Below are 23,901 nucleotides of genomic sequence, written 5' to 3'. Positions count from 1 at the left end.
CAAATATCCAGAAGTTGTTTTATATAACGGCCGTTCAGCAACTGACGCAGCTTTACTCCAAACTTTTTATAATCGAGAACATAGTAATGGAACGAAGACAATAGGGAAATGGCGGGTTGAAAGTATCGGCACTAGGCTTGGGCTGAACGGGCCTAATCTCTACTTTAATATTTAATTTGAGGATGTTTGGATATCAACAACCATGAAAAAGGGAGCAGCTTGCCTTACATTTAGATTCTCCTTCGAATGTTGCTTATGTTGATAAGGCGTTTAACTCTTAACATCTGAGAATTTAACGGTTACATTACGAATTCAATTACTTGTTATGAACATTAGCCAGCCTGGATGCAATAATTATGTGCTAAATATCTGTTTTATTGTTTCCTTTCTCAATGGTTTCGAATAATAGCCCTGCACAAGCGGGTGGTTTTCTGCCTTCTCTTTGTCTTCCGGGTCGATGGATGAAGAAACGATAAATATGTTGTAATTTGCGTGGAGCCCGGGGAGGAACGAACTGAATTCATCTAGAAATTCCCAGCCATTCATCACCGGCATGTTGATATCCAGAAAGAGGGCCGTGCTCAGGTCTTCTGCTCTATTGCTAAAGTCTTTCTGGATCCATTCCAGTGCTTTTTCGGGCTCAGTAAAGAGTTGAATGCGGGCGTGGGGTGCAATAGAAGCAATGGCATATTTGCAAATGAGGTTATTACCGCGATCGTCATCGACGACAATGAATTGAGAGGGCAGTTTCATGGGGTAGGGGTGCGGAACGCGTTCGAACTAAATTCAACCTTAAATTCGGTGCCTTGATTGACTACACTGTTTACGGCAATTTTCCCCCCAAGCATTTCTACTTGTGTCTTGACCATAAACAACCCCATCCCTTTTCCTTCTACATGGTAGTGGAAGCGCTTGTAAAGACCAAAGAGTTGCGCACCTTTGCCGGCCAGGTCAATTCCCATACCATTGTCCCGAAGGGAAAGGCCAACCTGGTCCTGGTCCAGGCTGCTTTTTATCGTGATCACTGGGTCAATGTCCTTTCGGCGGTATTTAATACTGTTCATGATCAGGTTAAAAAGAATGCTGTGTAAATAACTTTTCAGGGTGAACAATTCGCCTACAGTGCTAAAATCGGTTTCTATCCTCACATTTTCTTTTTCAATGATGTTTTGAATGCTCGAGCTGATTTCATCTATCAGTCGCTGCAAAGAAACCAGCTCCCTTTTCTCGCTTACTCCTCTTTTAACCTGTAAAATCGTGTTAAGGTCTGAAATGACATCGTCGAGCCGTTCGACATTTATCAATAGCTCGCTTAAAAATTGCTCCTTAACTTCCATAGGATAAATACCCTCGTTGGCAAGTTCGGCCAGGCCTATGATATTGGCTACTGGTGCACGCAGGTTGTGTGATACAATGTAGGAGAACTGTTCAAGGCCCTTGTTGGATGCGATGAGCTCGTCCGTATATTTCTGAAGGCTTTTGTTGAGCTCGTTGAGTTGCGACTCCGAATGCTTTCTTTGGGTAATGTCCCTAAAATATATTGAAAGAACACTCGCTGACGGGTAGGCTGACACTTCCAGCCAGGTATTGTCCCTTTCATAGAAGGATTCAAAATGCTGGATGGTATTCTGCTCAAAAGCCTTTTGGTAAGAAGTATGGAATAAAGAGCCCACAGCATCAGGGAACAAATCCCATAAATTATTACCCAGTATGCTTTCCTTTGGACAACTCAACACCGTCTCGGCCTCTTTGTTCCAGTAGGTGACAATCCAGTTGCGGTCCATTGTATAAAAGGCATCCCCGATACTTTCAAGAATGATATTTTTTTCTTCAAGCGCTTTGAGCACCTCATCTTCGGCCTGTTTCTCCTTGGTAATATCATTGGCAAAACATGATAAACCGACAAGAGTGTTGTTCTCTTTTATTGGATGAATGGAGAATCTAAAATGATTGCGCTTCCCGTTATAAGGAATTTCCTTTTCAAATTTCATAATTTCCCCACCTAACGCCCTGGCATTGATTTGCGACCAGTCCGACTCAGAACCCGGATCAAACTTTTCCATAGATTTGAGGATGTTATCGCCTGGCTGCACATCTATGCCGTACCTTTCCTTCATCATGCTTTTAAGTGCGTCGTTGTAGGTGATGTATCTCAGGTCGGTGTCAAGGGAGTAGATGAGTGCATCCGTATTGTTGATGATCGCGTTCATGTTCGACTCTGAACGCTGGAGTAGTTCCTGGGCCAGTTTCCGTTCGGTAACGTCCCTCATAGCCAGGCTGAGCCCCGTGATCTCACCGTTTTCATACACCGGGATGAACATAATGCTCAGACATTTGCTGTCCCCATCGATCTGCTCATATACATGGTCATACTGGCGGGTCTTACCGGATAGTACACTGGTGATCACCTTTTCGTAATCAGCGCTTTTGTCCTTACTGACCCCATGATATAAACTGCAGCCGACTTCAATTTTTTCGCCGGTAATTACCTCATAAAAACGGGCCGCCTTATTATTGAAGTACTTGACTGCCGCCTGGGTATCTGCCAGGATAAAACCTTCCGTGGAATTTTCAAAGATTGCCCGCAGGTTGGACTCCGAATTTCGCAGGGCCTGCTGAGATTTTTTAATTTCAGTCACATCGTGCATCACGCCGTATAAACTGACGGGCTGCCGCTGGCTATTGAACTCAATATGGGTTTGTGCATGCAGGTGCCTGACCTGCCCGTCCCTTCTGACGATGCGGTAGTAGTAGTCCGCCGCCTGCTGGGAATCCAGTGAATCCTGGTTCTTTTTGAGTACGTATTCAACATCATCAGGATGTACGAAGGATATCCAGGAAGCCGTACTTTGGATATTGTCTGTTTGGGACAAACCATAGATCCGGCATGCTTCATCGGAGAACATACTAATTTGTGTCTCCATATCTAGTTCCCAGCTGCCCAGATGGGCAACGGCCTGTGCTTGGTTCAGGCGTCTTTCCCTGTGTTTGCGTTGCTGGTCGGCCAGGACCGATTCGGTTACGTCCCTGAAATTGTCAACAATGCCGTTGATAGCCGGATCATGCAACAGGTTGGTTACTGTAGCGTCAATCCAGCGCCAGGTGCTATCTTTGTGCAGCATCCGCCCCGTATGCCCCTGGATGGGTACCCCCGGAGTGGCAAGTACTTTCATCATGACCTTAGAGAGTTCTTCCACGTCGTCAGGATGTGCCAAAGTAAAAAGATCCATGGTAAGGACCTCCTGTGGGGTGTATCCCAATACGTTTATAACGGTCGGCGAAACGTAGGTTGGCCTGGCCTGCGCATCGAGCACGACAACGGCGTCCGTGCTGTTTTCCACCAGCGCTCGGAAACGCTTTTCACTGTTGGTTAACTGTTCGAGCATGTCCTGCTGCTCTTTTATAAGCTTGTATTTTTCAAGGCTCTGCTGTATTGCCAACGGCAGGCGGCCGGGCTGGTCCTTAATAATGTAGTCGTCCGCCCCCAGCAGCAGAAGCTCTTCCGCCATTTCATCAGACACTGCATTGGAAACGATGATAAATGGGATTTTCATCCCGCTCTGCCGTAGACTCGCAACTGCTTCAGAGCAGTGTATACCGGCCAGAGTATATTCAGAGAGGATAATATCTGGCGTAAAACCCGCTAGTTCCGCTATATATTGATCCTTGTTGCAGCCAACACGTATCTCCGCGTTTATCCCTTTTTTGTCCAAGGCTTGTTTCGCCGTGATTGTCCCCGCCTCTGAACCTTCCAGGTACACTATTTTCAAATCGCTCTTCACTTTTGTGTATTTTATATATGCTAAACTCGGCAAGACTTTGTTCCTATAATAGATTTAAAGCACCCACTATCCCCTGAATGTAAAACAATTTCGTAGTAAATGCATATATATTTGACATCTAAGTAGAATGTGGCCTACTGGTGGTCATGCTTTTTTAAAGGATAAGTTCATAAACCTGAGTTTCGACAATAGCATTAACCGCAGGGCACGCACCAATTACATACCCAAGTGGGTCACTAAGTCTTAGATTAGGCACTGAAAACCAACTATCCATTAGAGGTGTTATGCCCTCTCAGGGCACAGAGGTATTTTTCGTGCCAAAATTCGTAGCATTATCCCTATCTGGGAGATAAATCAGTGGTAAAAGCAGCACCAAAAATGAACATCTCCGGTGCTAGTTTCAGCTTGAGTAATTGAAAACCACGTAGCTTCTGTGGCTTCATAGTGCTAATTGACACTTGCCGTGGCTCGGCCGAGCGTTGCAATTCACCCGGTTCCCTTCCATAAGTCACTCAGACCTGTTCAAACCGGCGCTTACACTCATTCGCCATCGATGTTCACGGTTTATACTACTTACCCGTATTGTTTGGCAAATAGCCAGCTGCGCAGTTATTTCTTAAGTATTCCGCAATTCTGTCTGAGAGATCCTGATAACCAGCTAGTTTGTTGAGGTGTCCGTCGAAACCACCCGCCGGGGTAAATTTGCCGATTTGGTTATCACTACGACCGGTTAGCGCGATGATGCGCACCTGCTTTCCCCACATCTGCTTGCGGATGTGGCCGCATACTTGAAAACCATCCACGGCTGGCATATCGATATCCAGCAAGATCACATGAGGGCTGAATGTTTCCGTTACATTAATACAATCACTTCCGCTGTTACAAACCTGGACCTGATATCCCATGGCGACCAGTAACATACCGGTCACATAAGATTGTTCGTGATCTTGGTCTACTAATAAAACGCGGACCGTGGAGTTATGCTCTTTATCGGTATTTGCCATAAGGAAAGAAATTCTGAGTGGCGGCCCGGATAACATTTGTGCCAGAAGTGGTTAAGAAGGTCTGCTCCAGGTCCTGATGATTAAAAGTGTATTCGGTCTGACAGCAATGCCTGATTGTTCCAATTATACCTATCATTGCTTCTGACTGGTCATTTTATTGCAAACCTGTTCTCACTTTTTGGGGAAAGTAGCAGAAATTGTAATGTCAGCAACACCATGATGCCCGGCCAGAGTTGTAACCGCTCGGAGTCCGTCAGCCAATCAGTCACATACATGTCCAGGCTGGTCGAAAAAATAACGAGTAGCAGTGTAACGGAAAATACGGTTAGGTATGGTTGTGGCCGCTCCTTGTTGGCCAGGAAAAACAGGATCAGCGCCAGCGAGGTCAGGAAATTAGAGGCCGTCCACGGGCCATTTTGAAGAATACTGATCCAAATGCAACAATAGGCAAGAAGAAGAAGCATTCTTTTTCTGTCGATTAACGCAATCCGGACTAGGTTGGTAACCCAAATTAAGCCGAAAAAAAAGGCCGCAACAGCATATAAATTCCACAAATTCACGCTTGATACCCATGATTGCCTGACGCGGGTCGCCGCATCGGCGACTGGCCCAAGGGTTGCCAGCAGTGAAATGGCCCAATCACTGTACACTCGGATAAAATAATCGATGCCTGTAAAATACAAAGGAATGATACAAATGATCAATGCACAGATCACTAAATGAAGCAAATATTTACGCCGGTTCGGATAGAAAACAAACAGTGCTGCAAACAGGATACCAAACGGGTGTAAGCAGGCGGCTATGACCGGATACATCGCTGCGCTCCTGCTCCGGCCCCTCTGAAAGGATGCCAGGGTCAGTAACCCCAGCGCGCCGAGCAGTGGGTCATGAAGTTGAAAGTTGAATGAGAGGACCAATTCTGCTAAAATCAGCCACCAAAACCAAACCTTATCCGCAGGGCTGATCGGGAGATACTTAATCGAATAGAAGAGGATACACGATACGATTGATAACCACAAGGTCATACCTGTGGCTATGCTTAAAAAACTGAAGGGTGCAAATAAAATGGAGACAATCGGGTGGTAGCCATACGTGCCCGCATACTGGCCTGGATAATGCAGATACAGGTTTTGTTGTTCAGCCAAATGCTCAAATCCAGCTCTGAGTATCAAAAAGTGGTCGTATGTGACAGGGCCATAGGCGTATTGCCAGAAACCGGCGAGCATACTTACACCCAGATAAAAAGCCAGAATAACCTTCTGCTCGGAGAAGATTATAGGAATACGTTTCATTTTTCTGAAAATGTGAGAGGGGTAGATCCGAAGCCCTAATTTAAAACTATGCGAAATGTAATGATGATAGATTGTGCCGTTATTTATAACTTCTAATAATATTCTAATAATGCGGGCACACTTGCCGGTTCTTTTTTGTGTAACCAGCACCTTAAATGGTTTGTTACAAACCGGAAAATGATTAGTCAAAAAAACAAAGATGGGACACGTTACCGGGCTGGCAAGCAACACAGACATCTTTCTGGCCTGGCCGGTTAGTTGGTTTCCGCGGCGGCGTATCTATGAGCAGACTGTAAGTATGGATATGATTCGCCGGCGGCAGACCAGTTGGAACAGAATTTATTTAATAGTGTGTCGTCCTGAAAAAACCTTACAGTTTTTAGTGATAATCCTGATTGAACTTTACTAGACTTCTTGTTAATACTACTAAAATCTTACACCGGAATTTCCTTAGTACTGGAATTACTTTGCAAGCTTAATATACGCCATTTTCAAATTCAAATTTCAATTGGCTTTGAACATTGTTCTTATAATCCCCCTCAATTGAAATGGGGGTTATAAGAACAATGTGGACATCGAATTGCTCGCATCATACTTCAACGGGCTCAGGCACATTCTTCCTTTTTCTCTGATACCGTTTCCAGCGTTTCATCAATGATCCTTCATGCGTATGCGCCTGGTCGGGAGTTAAATAGTCGATACTTGCGTGCGGCCGTTTGTTGTTGTATGTATGAATAATTCTCGTGATTGCCTTAGCAGCCTCTTTGTGATTCTGATAAACCCGTTTCGGATAAAACTCATTCTTTATGATACCATTTACCCGCTCTGCAAGGGCATTGTCATAGGGGCTTCCGCTCTGAGTCATACTGATCGCGATGTTTTCATCATTTAAGATACTCACATATTCTGCAGAGCAGTACTGAATTCCACGATCGGAATGATGGATCAAAAAGTACGGGGAGTCAAATCTTCGTTCAGCAATTGCCATCTTTAAAGCGCTTATGCAACCAGCTGCCTCCAAGGTTTGATAAAGGGAAAAGCCTACAATCTTCCTTGAAAATGCGTCCGTTATCAAGCTCAGATAGCTAAATCCTTCTAAGGTTCGTATATAAGTTAAGTCGCTAACCCACAATTGATTCGCTCCGGTCACTTCCAACCCTTTGATTAAATTGGGATACTTTTTAAGCCAGTGGTGGGAATCGGTGGTCTTTACAATTCGCTTTCTTCTTCGAATTAAAAGGCCATGGAAACGCAGTAGCTCAAACAATTGATCTCTCCCGATTTTAATACCATGTTGTGCCAAGTCAGGCACTAGCATAAAGAGAAGTTTCCTGGTCCCTATCAATGGAATATCACTTCGGTATTCTTTGACTAATGACAACACCAGCATGTGGGCAATCGATGTTTTCTTTTCATGCTCTGCCGCATCGTAATAAGCCTGACGCGAAACACCAAACAGTTCACAGAGACTTCCGAGGCTTTCTTCCGGATGCTTCTGTCTCATTCTTTTTACTGTTTGGTACCAGGCTTTTTTCTGATTTTAATATGAAGTTCTTGCTCGCTGACTTCAATCATAGTCTGTAGTCCGCTAATTTTTAGGTTAGCCTTTTCAAGTTGCTTCGTAAGATCCTGAACCTGCTTGGCCAGGATTCGGGTTTTTGAACTTTCAGTCATATTGCTGATGGCTTCTTCTGCCACCTCCCGTGGCTTAATATTGAACGAAGAAAAATCAACAACCCATGCACCAACCGTTTTTCGGTTCAAACCATATTTCCGAGCAGCTGCTCTCTGACCAATTAATCCGGAATTGATCTCATGAACGATCTTTTTCTTTTCCGTATCGCTTAGTCTTTCATAAGGCATCCGATTTTTTACCGTAACTTTTTTCTCTTTTGCTTTCATCCGTTTTGCTTTTGTGTAAAGCTATTTCTGTACAACTCAGCATCAACTAGTTAATAATGAGGCTCTTGTAAAAAGTGCTTTGAGTTCATCATGACTTAATTTCAATGCATCAATACGTCGTTCAACTTGTCTTAACACAACTGATTTGGATTTTTGGTCAGTCTCCTTGACCTGATCTTTTTTATACGGCGTCCGTTTCGTAATCATATTCCAAATAATAACGGCAAGCTTTCTGGCAGTAGCAGTAATAGCTGTTATTCTTCCTTTTTTGTAAGCGATTCTCTTAAAAAACGGGCTTAATTCATGATTCTTTTGATTTCCAATCGAGTTTGCTGCTTGACGTAGCGCAGAAGCCAAGTATGATTTACCAGATGGTGTTCTGCTACTGATTATACGTCCACCGCTGACCTTATTATTTGGAACCAAGCGGAGCCAACTTGCAAAGCTCTTGCCAGACGGAAATTTATGTATATCGTTACCCATTGTGGTCAGTAGACAAAGAACGGTGCTGTAACTTATGCCTGATATTGCAAATAGATCTGTTTTAAAATATTGGCGCGCAAGGAACGATACGTTAAAATCGGGAGCATTTTTGCTTTTTTGCTTGTTTATGTTTTTCATTTCGCTTCCGGGAAGAGAATCTGAATCCGAGGGAGCAGACTTTTGTAAAGCGCTCTCAATTACACTGTCGCAGGCGACAAGTGCTTTTTCGTAAAGTTTATAAAATTCCCTAGCAGCGCTTAGTTCAAATAATAATTCATCACGCCACCAGCCCTGCAGCGAATCAGCGATCTCTTGTTTGGATTTTTTCATCCGTATGTCCGCTAAAGATGCTAAGTACTGTGGATCTCTACTTCCGGATAAGATCGCATCTATTATAGCCAGCCCGGATTTTCCGGTAATGTCCCGAATGGCCACATCTAATCTGATATTCATCAGTCGAAGCGACTTTTGCATCTTATGAGTGTATTTAGATATTTGTTCAATTAGATGCTGCCGGTGGTAATAATAGGTTCGTAATTCCTGTAGCGCATCACTTAGTAAAAAACTTCCTGACAACAAGCCGAGTGAATGTAACTTTTGAATCCAAATACAATCGATAACATCTGTTTTACGCCCTTGAACATTTTTAGTCTGGCTCCCTCCAACTAATAGAACGGTAAAACCCGCTTTTTGAAGCGCATTGAATAGTGTCTGCCAGTAGCTGCCAGTACTTTCCATCGCAACCGAGGAAATTCCATGATTTTGAAGGTGTTTGATAAGCTCCTCATGATCTTTGGTATAAATTCCAAATGTGCGGACATTATCTTTATTTTGATCTACCGCAACCAAATGACTGCGAGAACCGACGTCAATCCCTGCTGCATTGAAATTGACAACCCGAAGTGGTAATGATTTCCTTTCCATATGATCGATTGCTATAAAGAGTAAATAGCTTCATGGAATGTATTGTGGATTTAAGATTTTTCTGTACGGGATTCTCAAACTGAGATCACCAATTAATTCAACAAATGTCTCTGCAACAACAAGGACGTATACATTCCAGCCCAGATTTCAGGAAGGACTTTAAAATACCATTTAGCTTAGGAGCTTTTCTATGAAGCTAATACAAGATAAGAAATTATGAGTCCGTCTCTCTAGTTGTCATTCTTATTCAACTGCATTTTTACAGTCTAATGATTTCAGGACAATACATTGCCTACAATTCCAATGACTGCATCGTTTTCAGTGCGCATGGTTGCATAATAGTTTGGTACCGGTACATTCTCACCCGCATTTCCGCTGCTCAGGTTTACTGCGGATAAACCGGCTTTTTGAACCTGGTAGTTGAGGCCTGCATGCTGGATTGCTTCGCCACTTGTTGCGTATTGATCCACGATTTGACCGAGCCCGTGCCATGCTTTTTCTTTTACACTAAAAAAGCTGTGTTTGTCGATATTTTCATCGAAATTGATGTTGTGAGCCATGATTACTGCTGCTAGAAGTTAGAAAATGTTTTCTTTCTTCTTCCTCTCGCCCTTTCTTAAATGAATGTTTGACAAAGAAAAAACGAAAAAAAAGAAAGCCCTTCTAACAGTGGCCCTCTAACAGCCAAAAGGAAACGGATATAAGTGCCCGGAGGGCTGGCGGCTCTGTTGGGGAAAGCTAGGATATAGAAAAGCCGCCATTATGCTGAACGCTTTTGGCGGCTTCTCACCATCCTCAAGTTATAGGGCCACTTATTTAGCTGCCCTTTTGCCGAGTTTGTTTGTCAGACAATTATCTATGAATTACCTAATACCTCTTTCAACCTTCTCATGTCGTCCCCAATTTTCTTATCGACGATCTTCGCATAAAGCTGAGTCGTTTTAATATTACGATGCCCCAACATTTTTGAAACGCTCTCGATTGGCACTCCATTCGTCAAGGTTACAGTTGTCGCGAAGGTATGCCTGGCCAAGTGAAAAATGATCGCCTTGGTAATCCCGCATAGATCAGCGATTTCTTTAAGGTAAGAATTCATCTTCTGGTTTGACAACACTGGTAGCAACCTATCCTGGCGATGCATTGCGGATGCTCGTCATAGACAGAAATTATGGACAATGCCTGTGGCAAAAGTGGAATTCTTGAAGGCGATTCGGTCTTCTGTCTCTTTATGACTATCCACTTTTCACCATCACTACCATCGATAATTTCCGAACGTTTCAGCTTGAAAACATCAGCATACGCCAAACCAGTATAGCAGCAGAACAGAAATATGTCGCGTACTTGCGCCAATCGGCCTTGCCCGAAATCACGAGTTGTTATTGCTTGCAGTTCAGGACCGGTCAGCGCTTGCCTATCTACCTCGTGCTTTGTCATTTTATAAGCATGAAATGGATCACAGGCAAGCCATCCCCGCTTGATACACAGAAGAGAGATCTTTTTAAAGTTTGATAAGTACTTCATTGTCGTATTATGACTGCGTTTCCGGACAGCTTTCATCCAAAATTCATAGTCGGCAATGAAGTCATAATCCAGCTTTTCAATTTCAAGGTCGGCAGTTCGGTACTTATATTTTATGAACTCCTTTGTATGCTCAAAAGATGTCTTATAACGTTCCAATGTGCCGGGAGCAAAGTCGGTTCCTACCAATTTCGACATCTTGTCGTTGTGCTCGTGAAAAATCTCAAGGATCATCTTCGGTTTTACCGCACTTCCAACCAGAATATTTTTTACAGATTCGGCTGTAATGGGTCGACCTGCTTCAATGAGCTGCCTGTGAACATCATGAACTTTGGACTGAAGGGTATCCAAATACGCATTGAGAAGCTTTACATCTTCTTTGGCACCATTCTTCCTGCCAGCTGACGAGTTCCATTTTTCAGGCTCGCACTCCCTTTTGGTACTGATCTCAATCCTTTGACCGTCGACTGTCAATCTCATGTAAATTGGCAATTCACCTTTGACATAATTGTTGCGCTTTTTAAGATAAAAGAGCAACGTGAAGCATTTTTATTAACATAGCAATCAAATTTTAAAGTGAATAAAATTATGATTGCAGCCTATTTAAATCAAGATGTTTACGCCGTAAACAGGTTCATAAACAAAAAGTAACGAGTAATTCGGTGAGCACTTTTTTCCACCTCCAACTACTCACCGAACTGCTCACCAACATATTGGGCTTTATTGAACATTTTGGCATAGCGTGGAAAGAAAAAAAGCCTGCAAATCGTTGATTTGCAGGCTTTTGATGTGTTTTGATATTGATTTTCGCAGAGAGAGAGGGATTCGAACCCCCGGACCTGTTACAGTCAACGGTTTTCAAGACCGTCGCAATCGACCACTCTGCCATCTCTCTAAATGTTTCGCCGTGTGCGAAACGTGGTGCAAAAATAGGAACAAAATCTTTAAGCGCAAGATCTGAGCTCAATTTTTTTAGAATCCAAAAGCTGAACTGGGAATTCATATGCCATCTGTGAATGACATTTGAAGGCAAACCTGAGTACTAAATCTTGTACCTGAGCTTGTCTTTGCCATTAATGACGATCTTGACAAGTACCTTACTTGCCTCCTGAGCTGTATTATGGAACTCATCCGCATTCATTTTTCGCGCAGAATTTTGGCAATATCCCCAAAGCTGTTGTTCCAGCTTCTTCTTTTTGGACTCAGAAATGAATTGCAGTCTAATTCAAAATATGAGGTGCAATTTCAGTTAATACAACTTTAAAGTGTTTACATTCAAGTTATTAACTACTGTGTCAAATTCCTTAAGGCCTCAATCCCCGGCATGAAGAAGTAAGCTCCACCTTTAGTAGTAACAAAGTCTTCCAGTCCATGAATTCTTGTTCTCGCCGGGCAACCCGGAATTGTAAAGGTATCTGATGTTTCCCTGTGTCCTATCAGAGGATCCAGTTCACTATTCAAACCGCCAAATGTTTGATTATTTACCCAGGTTTGCTGAATAAACTCAAATTGTCTTTCAATGTTGCTGTTGATACATATGAAATGTAGCCCGCGCTCTTTTTTGTCGTCATTATAAACATCTAGCAAGCGGTCTCCATAAGATCTGCCCCTACGGATGATTCGGTGTCGGTTCACAGTAAGAAGGGACAGTGATCCATCGTCAAGTAACGAATCCCGGGGATTTGTTCGGCGTATGTGGGCTCCGACCGGACAGTGCAAACCATCCTTGTCGAATTCGGCATAGGTGAAGTTATTTTCTTGTGGCGTTTCAGATGGACTAGTTGGATCGCAAAGGGGATGAAGCGTAACCGGCGCGCCACTTTTCCAGCGTCCGATTATTTTTGCAGCCAGACTTTCCTGCTTTTGGATAGAACCTTCCTCGCCGTTTTTACTCGTTGTGTTTTTCAAATAATTCCAGAAAACGGCGACGTGTTGTTCAAGCTGGCGAAATACAAGGTATGTCCCATTGCGCCCAAAATTTTCCATGATTTTCCTGGTTGGCACAGAATCGATTTTTTGCATTTCATTCTCGTAGCCCAGGATAAACTCGCCAGCCTTTATTTCTGTTGCATGACCTGTACGTTTTAGTTGTCTCGACCTTTGCTCAGTACCTTCTATTACCGGCTGACCAACTCCGTCGAAAAATCCGAAATGCTCACGAGAGTCGGGTTGCCTTCCCGCGGAGAGTGAAACAATCAGTTCCACACCGCCATTGGATTGTATTTGCGTTGTAATTTTTCTGTGACGTTCGGCAAGCATGTTCTCATCCCGGGCAAACAATAATAACAATACATCTACCGGTTTGCTTGCATTGCCCCAGGACCAGTTTTGGGGTGCACTGCCCCTGTAATCACCTAATATTTGTTGTCGTGTGGATGTAATCATTCCCTCCTGAAATGGAGCTGAAAACGATCCAAGTTCACCCTCTGTAAACCCAAACTTTGCAAGACCGGTAGCCGTAAATGCGATGTTTTGACAAAAATCTTCCTTTCTGTCCAAACCGGTCGTTATCTCATTCAAAAGCCCTTTAAGCCATCGTCTACACTTCTCCGGATCCGTAATTTTCAGGAGATAATAACTTGCACAAGGCATGTTTTTCGAATAAGAACTCAATGCGAATCCTTGTATGTCTGAGTTTTCCAACTGTGCCATTTGTTAAAATAGTTTTAGCCATTCCTGAATTTCCGAGTCATCTAACGCCTTAAACAGGTTTTCCCGGATCATACTGTCTTTGTCAATGTTCTGAACGGTCAAATCAGGATAAGTGCTGTACCATACAAGGGACTGGACCTGATGATTGCGGGCAAACGCCTTGAAAGGAATTTCATCGCTGGCGCCGTCCCTGACAAGGTAACGCGTTAAAGGAAATCCTTTGGTATTGCTCCATATACCGGTAAGTCCCGAGCTCGCCTTATCGATAAAATCGTCAAGGTAACTAGCCCAGCTACCGTCATAATTGCTCAGAAACAAGAGGTGTTTACCATCATTAATGATTGACCAGTGTGCGAAATGGATGCTTGAAATGTCGCTTAATTTTCCTTGTGTTGAGGTACGGGCCAGTAAGTTAGTAAAGAAGAGCACCGCTCTCAACAAGGTTAGACGGAACCAACCCGGCTTTATTTCTGTGATGTTGGCAAGGTGATTCTGTGTGATTCGATTTTCGGAATTCATCAAATGATCGACTTTCGAAAGAGATGGATGCACCGTATCAACAGGATCGTTTTTTTCTTTTTTGCGTAAAATGAGCAGCAGAATGATTGAGACAGGCAAAAATCCTAGTGCTAAAACGACGGTTAATGCAAAGAAGAACAGCTTGAGGAATTTGGGTACAACGATTTCCAGAAATTTCTGGCGCGGCGGGAGCTGTTTTAAGTAATCGGGTTCTCGCAGTGATCTGGTATAATCTTGCATGCGTTTTCGTAAATCCTTTGGGGAGAAACTTTCAGGATTGGCATTTGCAAATAGGTCATCTAAAAATGTCTGTAAATGCTCCCGCAATTTTTGGTTCATTTTGATATCCCCCGCTGCCCGCCCAACATTCCCTATATGATATGCATTTGGCCTGACAGTACATTTAGTCAAAAACCTTTTTAGGTATACCGGGTGAAAATGCGGTGAATTATAATGAATGCAGCACTCGAAAATAGGGTGCAATCCTGGTCCGGCACATTCTACCAGTTCATTAAGATATGGATTCCATTTACCGTCAAAATTGTTTTCAAATATCAGTAACGCTGGTTCTGATTCTTCACGGGTGATGACGAAACTAGCGAAATGCAGCAGGCGGATAGCGGGGAAAGGGATATACTGATTGTCCGATAAATCGTTGCGGATCTCCGCAAGAATCTTCTCGAGTCGAGCTCGTTTGGATGTATCTATTTCGCAGACGATGGTGAGTAACGTATGTCCGGAAGTTGTTGTGATCGCCATAAGCTTGTTTAATTTGATAATAAGATTGATCCTCTCGGTCCGAAGCTGGAAATTCAGGGTAACTACGGCACGTATATGGCATATCGTTGTGTATGTGCATTATGTAACCAGATGCAGTCTTACTTTCTGAATTACGGCAAGGTAGATCTGTCGAGCGATTAGGTCAGGGTTTAAAAGAATAAGAATGTAAGCCAAAGCTAGTACCGGTAAATCTTTTCGTAAATCCCTGATAATAATGATATTGTATCCTGAATTTTAAGGATATTTATCAGCAGAAGAGTACATACTGAGACTTGTTCTAAATCCTCCGTTACAATGATGAAGACAATTCTATTTTTTCTGTGTTTGTGTGCGCATTTAGGATATTGCCAGGTGCATGAAATTGACAATTTGAAAAAGCATATTGAGCGTTTAAGAAAGGCTCCGCTTAATCACGCCAGAGATTCAATTTTCCTGGCTGATCTGGAGCAGGTTATGAGGTTGTATACGAACATCAACATCGACTCTGCGAAGCATTATGCCGACCTGATGATTCGCTTTTGCGAGAAACGAGGGATTAAGGAAAGACTTATTTTTGCCTATCAGTATACCGGGTATCTCCATCTTTTACAGGGAGATAATTACGCCAGCATATTGTCTCATTTTGACGCTTTGGCGATTGCTGAGAATCAAAAAGAGTATTTGCGCATGGCCAGGTCCTATGGAGCTCTGGCTCATGCATATGCTAATCTAAAAGAATATGAAAAAGCGGAAAAATTCTGCAAAAAAGGGTTAGCAGTGCTCAGCACCCATCCCGACAAGAAGGTCTATCTGTCGATTCTGAATGTGTATGGGGAAATGTACCGTGGACAGCGACGGTTCCCTCAGGCATTAAAGGTTAGTGAGCAAATGTATCGATTTGCAAAAGCCAACCATGTGCCGTGGTATGAAGCCCAGGGATTGCACACGATCGGGTGGGCATGTAAAGAAATGCGGGACATGTCGAAGGCGCTCCGTTTCTACAAGGAAGCCGCAACAATAGCCCGGAAAACAGGGAGTATTGATTTAGAAAGTGGTATTTTACTACATATCAGTGAAGTTTATACCGATCAAAAAAACTGGCGCGAAGCATTGCATTACTGCAATTTGGCGAAGCAAAGTGCGAAATCGGTAAAGAATGGAAGTATTGTAACAGAAGCGGAGGACAGACTTTATCAAATTTTCAAAAAAATTGGCCAGCCTGCCAGGGCATTGGCTTCCTATGAAAGTTTTATTTTTTTGAGGGACAGCTTGTCGAGGGAGAAAAAAGACCAGAGGATCAAAACATTGCAGGCACAATATGACAATGTAAAAAAAACAAACGAACTCCAGACTGAACAAAACAGGAATCAGCAATTGGCACAGACACGTAATGGATTGTTTTTAGGAATAACGGTTGCGATCGTAGCAGCAGTCCTGTTGTTTTGGAATAATAAAAAACTTGCGTCGAAAAACAGGGAGATAGAACATCAGCGTACGTTGATAGAAGAAGCCCGGACCCAGCTCGCTGATGCAAACAAAAACCTCGAAACCAGGGTTGAAGAGCGGACAATGGAATTGGTTATCGCCAACCAGGAACTCATTTATAAAAATGAGGAAATCAAAACGGCCCTTTTTAAGGGACAGACTATCGAGCGCAAGAGAGTGGCTTTGGAACTTCATGACAACCTTAGCAGTCTTCTCAGCGCGGTCAATATGACAATTCAGTCCATTAACACTCAAAACTTATCCGAGGCGGAACAATCTGTTTACAAGAACCTAAAACATTTAATAAAAAATGCTTATGCGGAAGTTCGTAACATTTCCCACAATATCCTTCCTTCTGAATTGGAAAAGGAAGGGCTCACTTCCACGCTGACAACATTGGTTGGCCAATTGAACCAAAATTCAAGATTGCAGTTTTCGTTGTCCATTGTCGGGCTGAATGAGCGAATGCCAATGGAAATTGAGTTTAACATTTATAGCATTGTCTGGGAGCTGATCAACAATGCCATCAAGCATGCTCAGGCAAGCAATGTCGGCATCAGCCTGTGCAGGACGGAATGTGATATCACACTTACCGTGGTAGACGATGGCATCGGCTTTGTTCAAACCAACAGTAAAAGAGGTATTGGTCTTCAAAACATTCAGACTCGGCTGGAATCCTTGGGCGGTACATACTATACGCCGCCGATTGGGAACACGGGTACACAAATACAAATAAAAATTCCTATCGAATCTGTCTGATTCGATAGGAATCTGATTCTTGTGCATAAAATTAGATTTGGCCTGGAATTTCAGTCCGGTGGATCAGTTGAGTTCATGACATCAATTGTCCCCGCTTCTGGGTCCTCCGCCTTCTCCCACGTTATCCCGCAATATATTTGTTCCAATGTGGGTAAATGAAGATTAAAGGAATTGACTCCAAATTCAGCGATCATATCGATGTTTAGGAACATCAATGGAAGTCCCTCGCTGGGTATATGAGTGAAGACGATTGGATTCGTTGGATTAATAATCGTTTCCTGCGTCAACGGGTCATAAAGGTACAGCGCGATTTTTCCCTCAGGGGTCATTCTAATATCTGCACGGCCTTTCAGGTGCACATACTTTGTTTTAGACATAGTTTGAGTTGGGTTTAATTGTGGAACATTTATTAAATTATCTGAAATTGAATTGCGTATTTAACCAAGCCGATCGTTGTCTGCACGCCCAGCTTTTGCATGAGGTGTTTGCGATGCGTTTCAACTGTTGTTGGACTTATAAATAGCTTCTCAGCGATTTGGGTACCTGAAAATTCCTGTGCAATGAGTCTAAGTACCTCAAGTTCTCTTTGGGTAATGGCAATTTTTTGTGGTTTGTCTCTGTCCGGGACAAATTCGAGTCCCTTGCTATTGGCCAATTGCATCATCACTTCTTCACTGTAAAACTTGTTGCCTCTGGCTATAATGCGCAATGCAGATTCTAATTCAGCCCGTTCAGCACTTTTCAGTACATATCCATCCGCCCCTGCCCGGATCGCCTCTTTTATTGCTTCCGGCTGATCAGAAACCGTAAGCAGGCATATTTTTATGCCCGGAAACCGACTTCGTATCTGAAGTGTAAGTTCAATTCCACCCATCACGGGCATTTGTACATCTGAGACAACGAGATCTATGTTAGCATCCAGTTCAAGAGCAGTTAACACCTGTTTGCCATTGGTATGTTTCGAAACAACCTCTACACCATCGATACTGGAAAGCAACATGGCCAGACTTTCTAATAAGATCCGATGATCTTCTGCAATAAGTATGCGCATAGGGTGACCGCCGAGTCTGAATCAGCTTCAATCTGTGAAATAAAAAGTTAAAAAGCAATGATATACCATATTGAATTTTAGTAGGTTACTTAATTAATTTACTGTTCTCACCATGGAAAAGTGTCTTTATTCTCGTATCCGGGTTATCAGTGGGTAGGAATAATTATAAGACAAATTTCAGATCTAGGCCGCCACAAGAAAATCCCCAATTCCCAGTATTTTAAGTCCTCAAATTTAAGGATACCTATCTGGTTGAAAACTTGATAGCCAGGAAAGTCGTTTTGAATATCCTTAAATTTGAGGATATAATATAGTAATTATCAGGGATTTGAGCTTCCGTGAGTCTTGTGGAATTTTGAAGTGCTCAAAGTAGCATTTCCAATGCATTCCTCAATTACAAACTTCCTGATTATGAAAACACGTGTATTTGCACTAAACCTTCTTTTGGCCGCCACAACCGTCGCAAAAGCGCAGCATGCAACTTTTGATTTCCCGAGCTGGTCGGTCTATAACAAAATAACCCCTGTCAAGCACGGTACCATGGCTTCGTTGAAAATCATTAACATCAATACCCTTCTTTATAAGGTAAGTATAAAGGGGGAAAAAGTGGTGAGTACGACCCCATCTTCCAGCGAGCTTAATACATTATTCCGCATAGAAGATCCGGCGAAAGCCGCATCAGAAGCCAGTGAGGGCTCGGGCGAAGGTGCAAAGGCCACCGAAGAGATGACTCAGGTTAAAAATAAGGCTGATGCTGGCAACTTTAAAGCGCTGATGACAGACCTCATCGTCTCATGCAAGGCATATCTTATGGAGGCCGACAAAATTGTTGAGATAAAGTCACGGAGAGCTGAATTGACTGCTCTTGCAAAATTCCCGTGGGAAAAGTATGCTTTGTTAGCAGAGAAGTTGCCCAAAGTTCCATTGGTTGATTCGGATATGCGACGTGATATAAACAATTTTCAAAAGACTTATCAGACTGCCGAAGCCAAATATAAAGTAGCCCGGGAAACCGCACCGGATGACGTCTCGAAAAAGATAGTGGATGATGCACTGGATTTATTTGAAACATCTTACGACCATATCGACGAGGAGGATTTGATGAAGTTAGTCGACGACGTAGTTGCTCTTCAGAATGCACTGGCAACAGACTTTTTTTTCACCGTATGGGGGCCACCGGTACAGGCGGATGATTGTGACTTTATCAAGTATAGTATAGTGGTCGAACGTGATCCGGAAACCAGTCGGCTGCTGCCGGCTGGAAGCTTTCAGCCGATTGATGTAGAAATTCCTGTGAAAGGTGGCTGGAAAGCCGATTTCAGTGTGGGCCTTAACTTTGCGGTTGGTAATGGAGCAAAGGATGCCAAATACCATTATGCAGACGTTTCAGATGGTGAGGGCAAGCTGGAGAAGGCGGATAATTATAATAAGGTCCGTCCGGGAATAGCTGCCATGATGCATGCCTATCCTAGAACCGGCAAGAACCACGCAGTTGGCTTTATGATGGGAGTGGGCGCCGGATTTAAAGAAGAAAATACCTTGGTTGCATCTTATTATTTAGGCGGCTCCATTGTACTTGGCAAAAGTCAACGAATAATAATCAATTCAGGCGTGAGCTTCATTTCCGTAGACCGGCTGAAACCGGAATACCAGGAGGGGGCGTCATACAAGACGGAGACAAAGCTCGCTGAAATCACAGAGAAGGCAATCAGACCAGCTTTTTTTATTGGCGTATCCTACAATATTGCGAACCGGATTATCAAAAAATAAGCATTGGCAAGCTTGGTTGAGACAAATGTTAGTATCCTGACGAGGCACATTACTTTTCATTTAAAATCGTAAATTATCATTCTGATATTATGAAACCCGTAGACCCAACTCTTCTTTCAACCGACCGCTTTCTTAAAAACATTCAGGGGAACACCCTCAAAGGCCATGGTCGGGATTACACCACACATATTTTTGTCCGTTTTCGTGTGAACAGAGGAAAAACAACTAAAGAATGGATCCGCACTTTCGCGGAAAACCATCTTACCAGCATAAAAAAACAGCTGGAGGAAAGAGAGGCATTTAAGAAGGACAAGAAACCCGGAAATCTGTTTGCTTCATTTTTTCTGACCTCTTCGGGCTATGAAGTGCTAGGCTTCAATGATGTTCACAAAAGGTTTAAGGATGAGGCATTTTTAAAAGGGATGAAGCTTCGAAAGGGAGAACTCAATGATCCTGATAGTCGCAGATGGGAATCGGGATTTCGCACTAGGATAGACGCCATGATCTTGCTGGCAGATGATGATAAGAATCGGATGGGTGAGTTTGCAAAAGAACTGATCGATACGCTTTCCACTTTTTGCAGTGTCTGCGGGGTTGAATATGGAAATGCCATCCGGAATTCAGCTGAAAAGGGTATTGAACATTTTGGATACGTGGACGGCACGAGTCAGCCATTGTTCCTCAAAGAGGAGATAGATGAATATTACAAACTGCATAACATAGATATCTCGGATCCAAAGTCTGCTCCGGACTTTGACCCTTCCGCGGATACGGATCTCATTTTAATCCCTGACCCATATGCAGAACAAAATGATTCGAAACCTGCTTTGGGAAGTTATTTTGTTTTCAGGAAACTGGAGCAGAATGTGCGCCAGTTCAAAAAAGCTGAGGAAATTGTAGGGGAAGACCTATTCCCGGATTTGGGTCAGGAATCCAAGCGAGAGTTGGCAGGAGCTTATCTTGTCGGTCGCTTTGAAGATGGTACTCCCGTGATGCTGGATGACGAAGACTCCATTCCCAACAGTGCGGAATACAACAATTTCAATTATTCAAAAGATCTTAGTGAAGGGCGTTGCCCGCATTTCGCTCACATTAGAAAAGTTAATCCCAGAACGTCAAAGTCGAGCGAGAAAATGATGGCTCGCAGGGGAATACCCTTTGGTATGAGAAGTGTTGACACAGAACTAGAGCCAATCATGCAGCAAATGCCGGAAGCTGGCGTGGGTCTTTTATTTATGAGTTACCAAGCCAGCATTGTGGAGCAGTTCGAACACGTTCAAAAGAAATTTAGCAATGATCCATCTTTTCCCGAGAAGAATACCGGAATTGATCCCATCATTGGCCAGTCCGTCGGATCGCACATGGACAGAACCTATCAATTTCCTAAAACGTACGGAACAGCCAGTCCATCTATAAAAGCTTCATTTAGACAGTTTGTACACATGAAAGGCGGCGAGTACTTTTTTGCACCCAGCCTGACATTTCTTAAAACAGTTGTTTAGTGCACTATACCTGCGAAGGTACATTGACGTCAACGTTAAAAAAAAAGCAAACATGGACAAGCCACATACCGGAGTGCCGGTTACAGCCAGCTTTATAGGAGCTATTATTCAGTCTTACGAACATCTGTGGAGGACAATGGTTTTTTTTGGATTGATCTTTATTTTTCTCTTTACAGGCTCAATTCTTTTTTTTAGATCCGTGGGAGCAAGTGGTGAACTAAAAGCAGAGTTGAAAGATAATGGTGGACTAGTATTCGAATTTAAGAAAAACAGCCTGTTTTCGCCGGACGAAAAGACAATATTCTCAACCTTCCTGCTGCCCAGCAACGTGGTTTGGTTTGACACGGGGCTTGAACTGGATTCCAACCAAGAATGCAAATTCCGAATATCAGGTACGACACATTTGGCCGTTCATACGGTAGTTAAGCAAGCGGGTGTGGATCAGCGAAATCCAGTTCCGTGGACTACATCGAATGGAAACAAATTTGTAAATATCGGCGACAGCGACAAGCAGATCAGTGCTAAAAAGAGTTTATTGCTAAAACCGGGCGAGACGATTGGAAATGTTTTGGGTTACCTGGCACCGATGGATGAAGCAAATGACTTCAGAAGCTACTTTGTGTCAAGACGTGAAGAGTTGACGCCGAAAATATTTACGATCAATCACGAACGTACGATCCCAAACGATACTGGGAAGAAAATCAGAATATTTCTGTCCGTTAACGATATATTGTTAAATTTTGATCCAGCTGGATTGCCAGTTTCAAAAACAGCGTATCTGGGAGACGGATCATCCAGTTGGCTTCAAAGTTGGAATTACATTAGCAGTTCGAAATATGACAATTTGTATTTTGATGACAATATCGGGTGTTTCCTGGTTCAGGTCGAAATTTCCGAAAAACAAAACTAATCTAGCTCAAACCAGAACGTAACTAAGAGACCCGCACCAGGTAGAGCCCGGGCGGGTTATTCTTTTATTTTTTGAATACCCACTGCAACCTTTCGGAAAAATTGCATCATGTGAGATACTGTTTCAGTTATGGATAATCTTACAAACAATTTCTGGGAAAATACCTACCGGCAGAACATCAGCAAAATGATCGGGGTTTGCTGGCGGTATACGCAAGACCGGCAAACGGCGGAAGACCTGGCGCATGATGCATTCGTTGTTGCAATCGGAAAAGTGTCGAGTTTTGAGAACAAAGGGCCTTTTGAAGCTTGGCTGAGACGCATTGTCGTGAATGTAGCCTTGCAACATCTGCGGCAGCAAAAAATCCGGGAAAAGCTGGCTCAGGGTGCCGCATATCCGGCTGCGTATGAAGTAATTCAGGAAGAAAATCCGGATTGTGATCACTTTTCATTTTCCGAAACGGAGCTCCTGGAAGTCATCGCCAATTTACCTGAGCATCACAGGCTTGTGTTCAATTTGTATGTGATCGACAACCTTACACATGGTGAAATCGCAGCGCAGCTTGGTATCAGTGAAGGAACATCCAAGTCGCATTTGGCCCGGGCGCGAAAAAAGGTCCGGGAGCTTCTCAGTGCCCAAATCCGGGAAAAGAAAGGCCACAGAAAATGGTTTCCTCTTCTTTTCCTGCCATTTCAGTTTCGAAACATTGATGAGTTCGTATCCCGTGAGTTAGGTGGCCTGCAGATTCAACCACTTAAAGGTGCATCATTTCAAACCGCCAGGGCGCAGCACGCACTCATTCCGAAATGGAAGCCAGCGGGCAGCGGTTCGACATTTCTATCGAAAACCGCAATCTGGGGAACTTCGGCAGTCGTCATTTTCTGTGGATTTTTAATTTTTGATGATCTTAAAAACAAAAATATCGGCAAGCCGGAAATCGTGCAGGAAGACCAGGTGATTCAAAAGAACATGTCCGATTTAACGGCAAATCATAAAGAAATTCGTGCCCATATATTTTCCGATACAAACACTGCCACCATTTCCGGGAATTCCATCATAGTTGAAAAAACTAAAAATGGAGAACCAATGAAAAATTTAAGCACTCTGGGGGGATTATTAATTGCAGGCTTATCGTTTGATACCGCCAACCTCGTGAAAGAACTGCCTGTTACCCTTAAAAACAGGGATATCGAAGCACATCAGATAGTACGTTTACCCGCGGATGTACGACCTGACCGAACAAAGGCTAAGCTATCGCATGGTACCTTTTATGCGTCTCAATTGTTCTGGTCCGATGAAAACAAAGTCGTGTACTTACTCGGCGAAAATGTAAAGGTTAATTTCAACACCAATAAATTTGTTGGTAGTGGCCGATTTTCGTTTCTGGATAACGTCAATCACATGGTGGTCGATGGCGTACCTGTAAACCGGAATGAAACGGTTGATCTTGCAAAGAAAAAATACAATCTCAGGCAGCTCAACGAAGCAGACGGCCTGAAAAAATACGGAGATTCAGGTAAAGGCGGCGTGGTGGAAATCACCTTGGCTGAGTAAATGCAAATGGGCGTTCAGTATCAAACCGGGCGCCC

19 protein-coding genes and 1 tRNA gene are annotated in these 23,901 nt (G+C 43.3%); 5 read left to right on the top strand and 15 right to left on the bottom strand.

Annotated features, from left to right (window positions below; translation table 11 throughout):
- Positions 1 to 354: 354 nt before the first annotated feature.
- From LZG72_RS12010 to LZG72_RS11950, 13 genes are all read right to left on the bottom strand, one after another.
- Complete coding sequence (locus LZG72_RS12010) at positions 355 to 753, bottom strand: response regulator (RefSeq protein ID WP_233872084.1); 399 nt, start codon at positions 751 to 753, stop codon at positions 355 to 357.
- Complete coding sequence (locus LZG72_RS12005; RefSeq protein ID WP_233872081.1) at positions 750 to 3,782, bottom strand: PAS domain S-box protein; 3,033 nt, start codon at positions 3,780 to 3,782, stop codon at positions 750 to 752. The genes LZG72_RS12010 and LZG72_RS12005 overlap by 4 nt, the downstream gene beginning before the upstream one ends.
- 569 nt (positions 3,783 to 4,351) lie before the next feature.
- Positions 4,352 to 4,786, bottom strand: coding sequence for a response regulator (locus tag LZG72_RS12000; protein WP_233872078.1), 435 nt, complete (start codon positions 4,784 to 4,786; stop codon positions 4,352 to 4,354).
- A gap of 149 nt (positions 4,787 to 4,935) precedes the next feature.
- Positions 4,936 to 6,078, bottom strand: coding sequence for a hypothetical protein (locus LZG72_RS11995; RefSeq protein ID WP_233872075.1), 1,143 nt, complete (start codon positions 6,076 to 6,078; stop codon positions 4,936 to 4,938).
- 589 nt (positions 6,079 to 6,667) lie between these two features.
- Positions 6,668 to 7,582, bottom strand: coding sequence for an IS3 family transposase (locus LZG72_RS11990; RefSeq protein ID WP_233872072.1), 915 nt, complete (start codon positions 7,580 to 7,582; stop codon positions 6,668 to 6,670).
- A 5-nt stretch (positions 7,583 to 7,587) separates the two neighbouring features.
- Positions 7,588 to 7,980, bottom strand: coding sequence for a hypothetical protein (locus tag LZG72_RS11985; protein WP_233872069.1), 393 nt, complete (start codon positions 7,978 to 7,980; stop codon positions 7,588 to 7,590).
- A gap of 42 nt (positions 7,981 to 8,022) precedes the next feature.
- Positions 8,023 to 9,387 carry an IS110 family transposase gene (locus tag LZG72_RS11980; protein WP_233872066.1) on the bottom strand — a complete coding sequence of 455 codons (1,365 nt, stop codon included), beginning with the start codon at positions 9,385 to 9,387 and terminating at the stop codon, positions 8,023 to 8,025.
- A 275-nt stretch (positions 9,388 to 9,662) separates the two neighbouring features.
- Positions 9,663 to 9,947, bottom strand: coding sequence for a hypothetical protein (locus LZG72_RS11975; protein ID WP_233872063.1), 285 nt, complete (start codon positions 9,945 to 9,947; stop codon positions 9,663 to 9,665).
- Positions 9,948 to 10,243: 296 nt separating this feature from the next.
- Complete coding sequence (locus LZG72_RS11970) at positions 10,244 to 10,483, bottom strand: tyrosine-type recombinase/integrase (protein ID WP_233872060.1); 240 nt, start codon at positions 10,481 to 10,483, stop codon at positions 10,244 to 10,246.
- On the bottom strand, positions 10,480 to 11,442 hold the full coding sequence (locus LZG72_RS11965; RefSeq protein WP_233872057.1) for a site-specific integrase: 963 nt from the start codon (positions 11,440 to 11,442) through the stop codon (positions 10,480 to 10,482). The genes LZG72_RS11970 and LZG72_RS11965 overlap by 4 nt, the downstream gene beginning before the upstream one ends.
- Positions 11,443 to 11,715: 273 nt before the next feature.
- Positions 11,716 to 11,800: transfer RNA gene (locus LZG72_RS11960), tRNA-Ser, on the bottom strand.
- A 392-nt stretch (positions 11,801 to 12,192) separates the two neighbouring features.
- Positions 12,193 to 13,557, bottom strand: a complete 1,365-nt coding sequence (locus tag LZG72_RS11955; protein ID WP_233872054.1) for a Dyp-type peroxidase — start codon at positions 13,555 to 13,557, stop codon at positions 12,193 to 12,195.
- Between the two features lie 3 nt (positions 13,558 to 13,560).
- A complete protein-coding gene (locus LZG72_RS11950) occupies positions 13,561 to 14,835 on the bottom strand; it encodes a hypothetical protein (protein ID WP_233872051.1) in 1,275 nt (424 codons plus the stop codon).
- Positions 14,836 to 15,150: 315 nt separating this feature from the next.
- On the opposite strand from LZG72_RS11950, the gene LZG72_RS11945 reads away from it, so the two are divergent.
- Positions 15,151 to 17,079 (top strand): sensor histidine kinase, encoded by a 1,929-nt coding sequence (locus LZG72_RS11945; protein WP_233872048.1) that lies wholly within the window; start codon positions 15,151 to 15,153, stop codon positions 17,077 to 17,079.
- 50 nt (positions 17,080 to 17,129) lie between these two features.
- Here LZG72_RS11945 and LZG72_RS11940 read toward each other — a convergent pair whose 3' ends face one another.
- Both LZG72_RS11940 and LZG72_RS11935 read right to left on the bottom strand, forming a co-directional pair.
- Complete coding sequence (locus LZG72_RS11940; protein WP_233872045.1) at positions 17,130 to 17,456, bottom strand: hypothetical protein; 327 nt, start codon at positions 17,454 to 17,456, stop codon at positions 17,130 to 17,132.
- A gap of 32 nt (positions 17,457 to 17,488) precedes the next feature.
- On the bottom strand, positions 17,489 to 18,130 hold the full coding sequence (locus LZG72_RS11935) for a response regulator transcription factor (RefSeq protein WP_233872042.1): 642 nt from the start codon (positions 18,128 to 18,130) through the stop codon (positions 17,489 to 17,491).
- A 411-nt stretch (positions 18,131 to 18,541) separates the two neighbouring features.
- Between LZG72_RS11935 and LZG72_RS11930 the strand changes: the two genes are divergently transcribed.
- From LZG72_RS11930 to LZG72_RS11915, 4 genes are all read left to right on the top strand, one after another.
- Positions 18,542 to 19,900, top strand: a complete 1,359-nt coding sequence (locus LZG72_RS11930) for a hypothetical protein (RefSeq protein WP_233872040.1) — start codon at positions 18,542 to 18,544, stop codon at positions 19,898 to 19,900.
- Positions 19,901 to 19,989: 89 nt separating this feature from the next.
- Entirely contained in the window at positions 19,990 to 21,402 is a 1,413-nt protein-coding gene (locus LZG72_RS11925) for a Dyp-type peroxidase (protein WP_233872037.1), read from the top strand.
- A gap of 52 nt (positions 21,403 to 21,454) precedes the next feature.
- Positions 21,455 to 22,312, top strand: coding sequence for a hypothetical protein (locus tag LZG72_RS11920; protein ID WP_233872035.1), 858 nt, complete (start codon positions 21,455 to 21,457; stop codon positions 22,310 to 22,312).
- 129 nt (positions 22,313 to 22,441) lie between these two features.
- The gene (locus LZG72_RS11915) at positions 22,442 to 23,866 is read left to right on the top strand and encodes an RNA polymerase sigma factor (RefSeq protein ID WP_233872032.1); all 1,425 of its coding nucleotides are present in this window, start codon (positions 22,442 to 22,444) and stop codon (positions 23,864 to 23,866) included.
- Positions 23,867 to 23,901: the final 35 nt, after the last annotated feature.

It is taken from the genome of Dyadobacter sp. CY323, from assembly GCF_021390245.1.
Lineage (GTDB): Bacteria > Bacteroidota > Bacteroidia > Cytophagales > Spirosomataceae > Dyadobacter.
The sequence above is the reverse complement of the archived record's forward strand: the minus strand, read 5'-3'. Positions and strand labels throughout refer to the sequence as shown.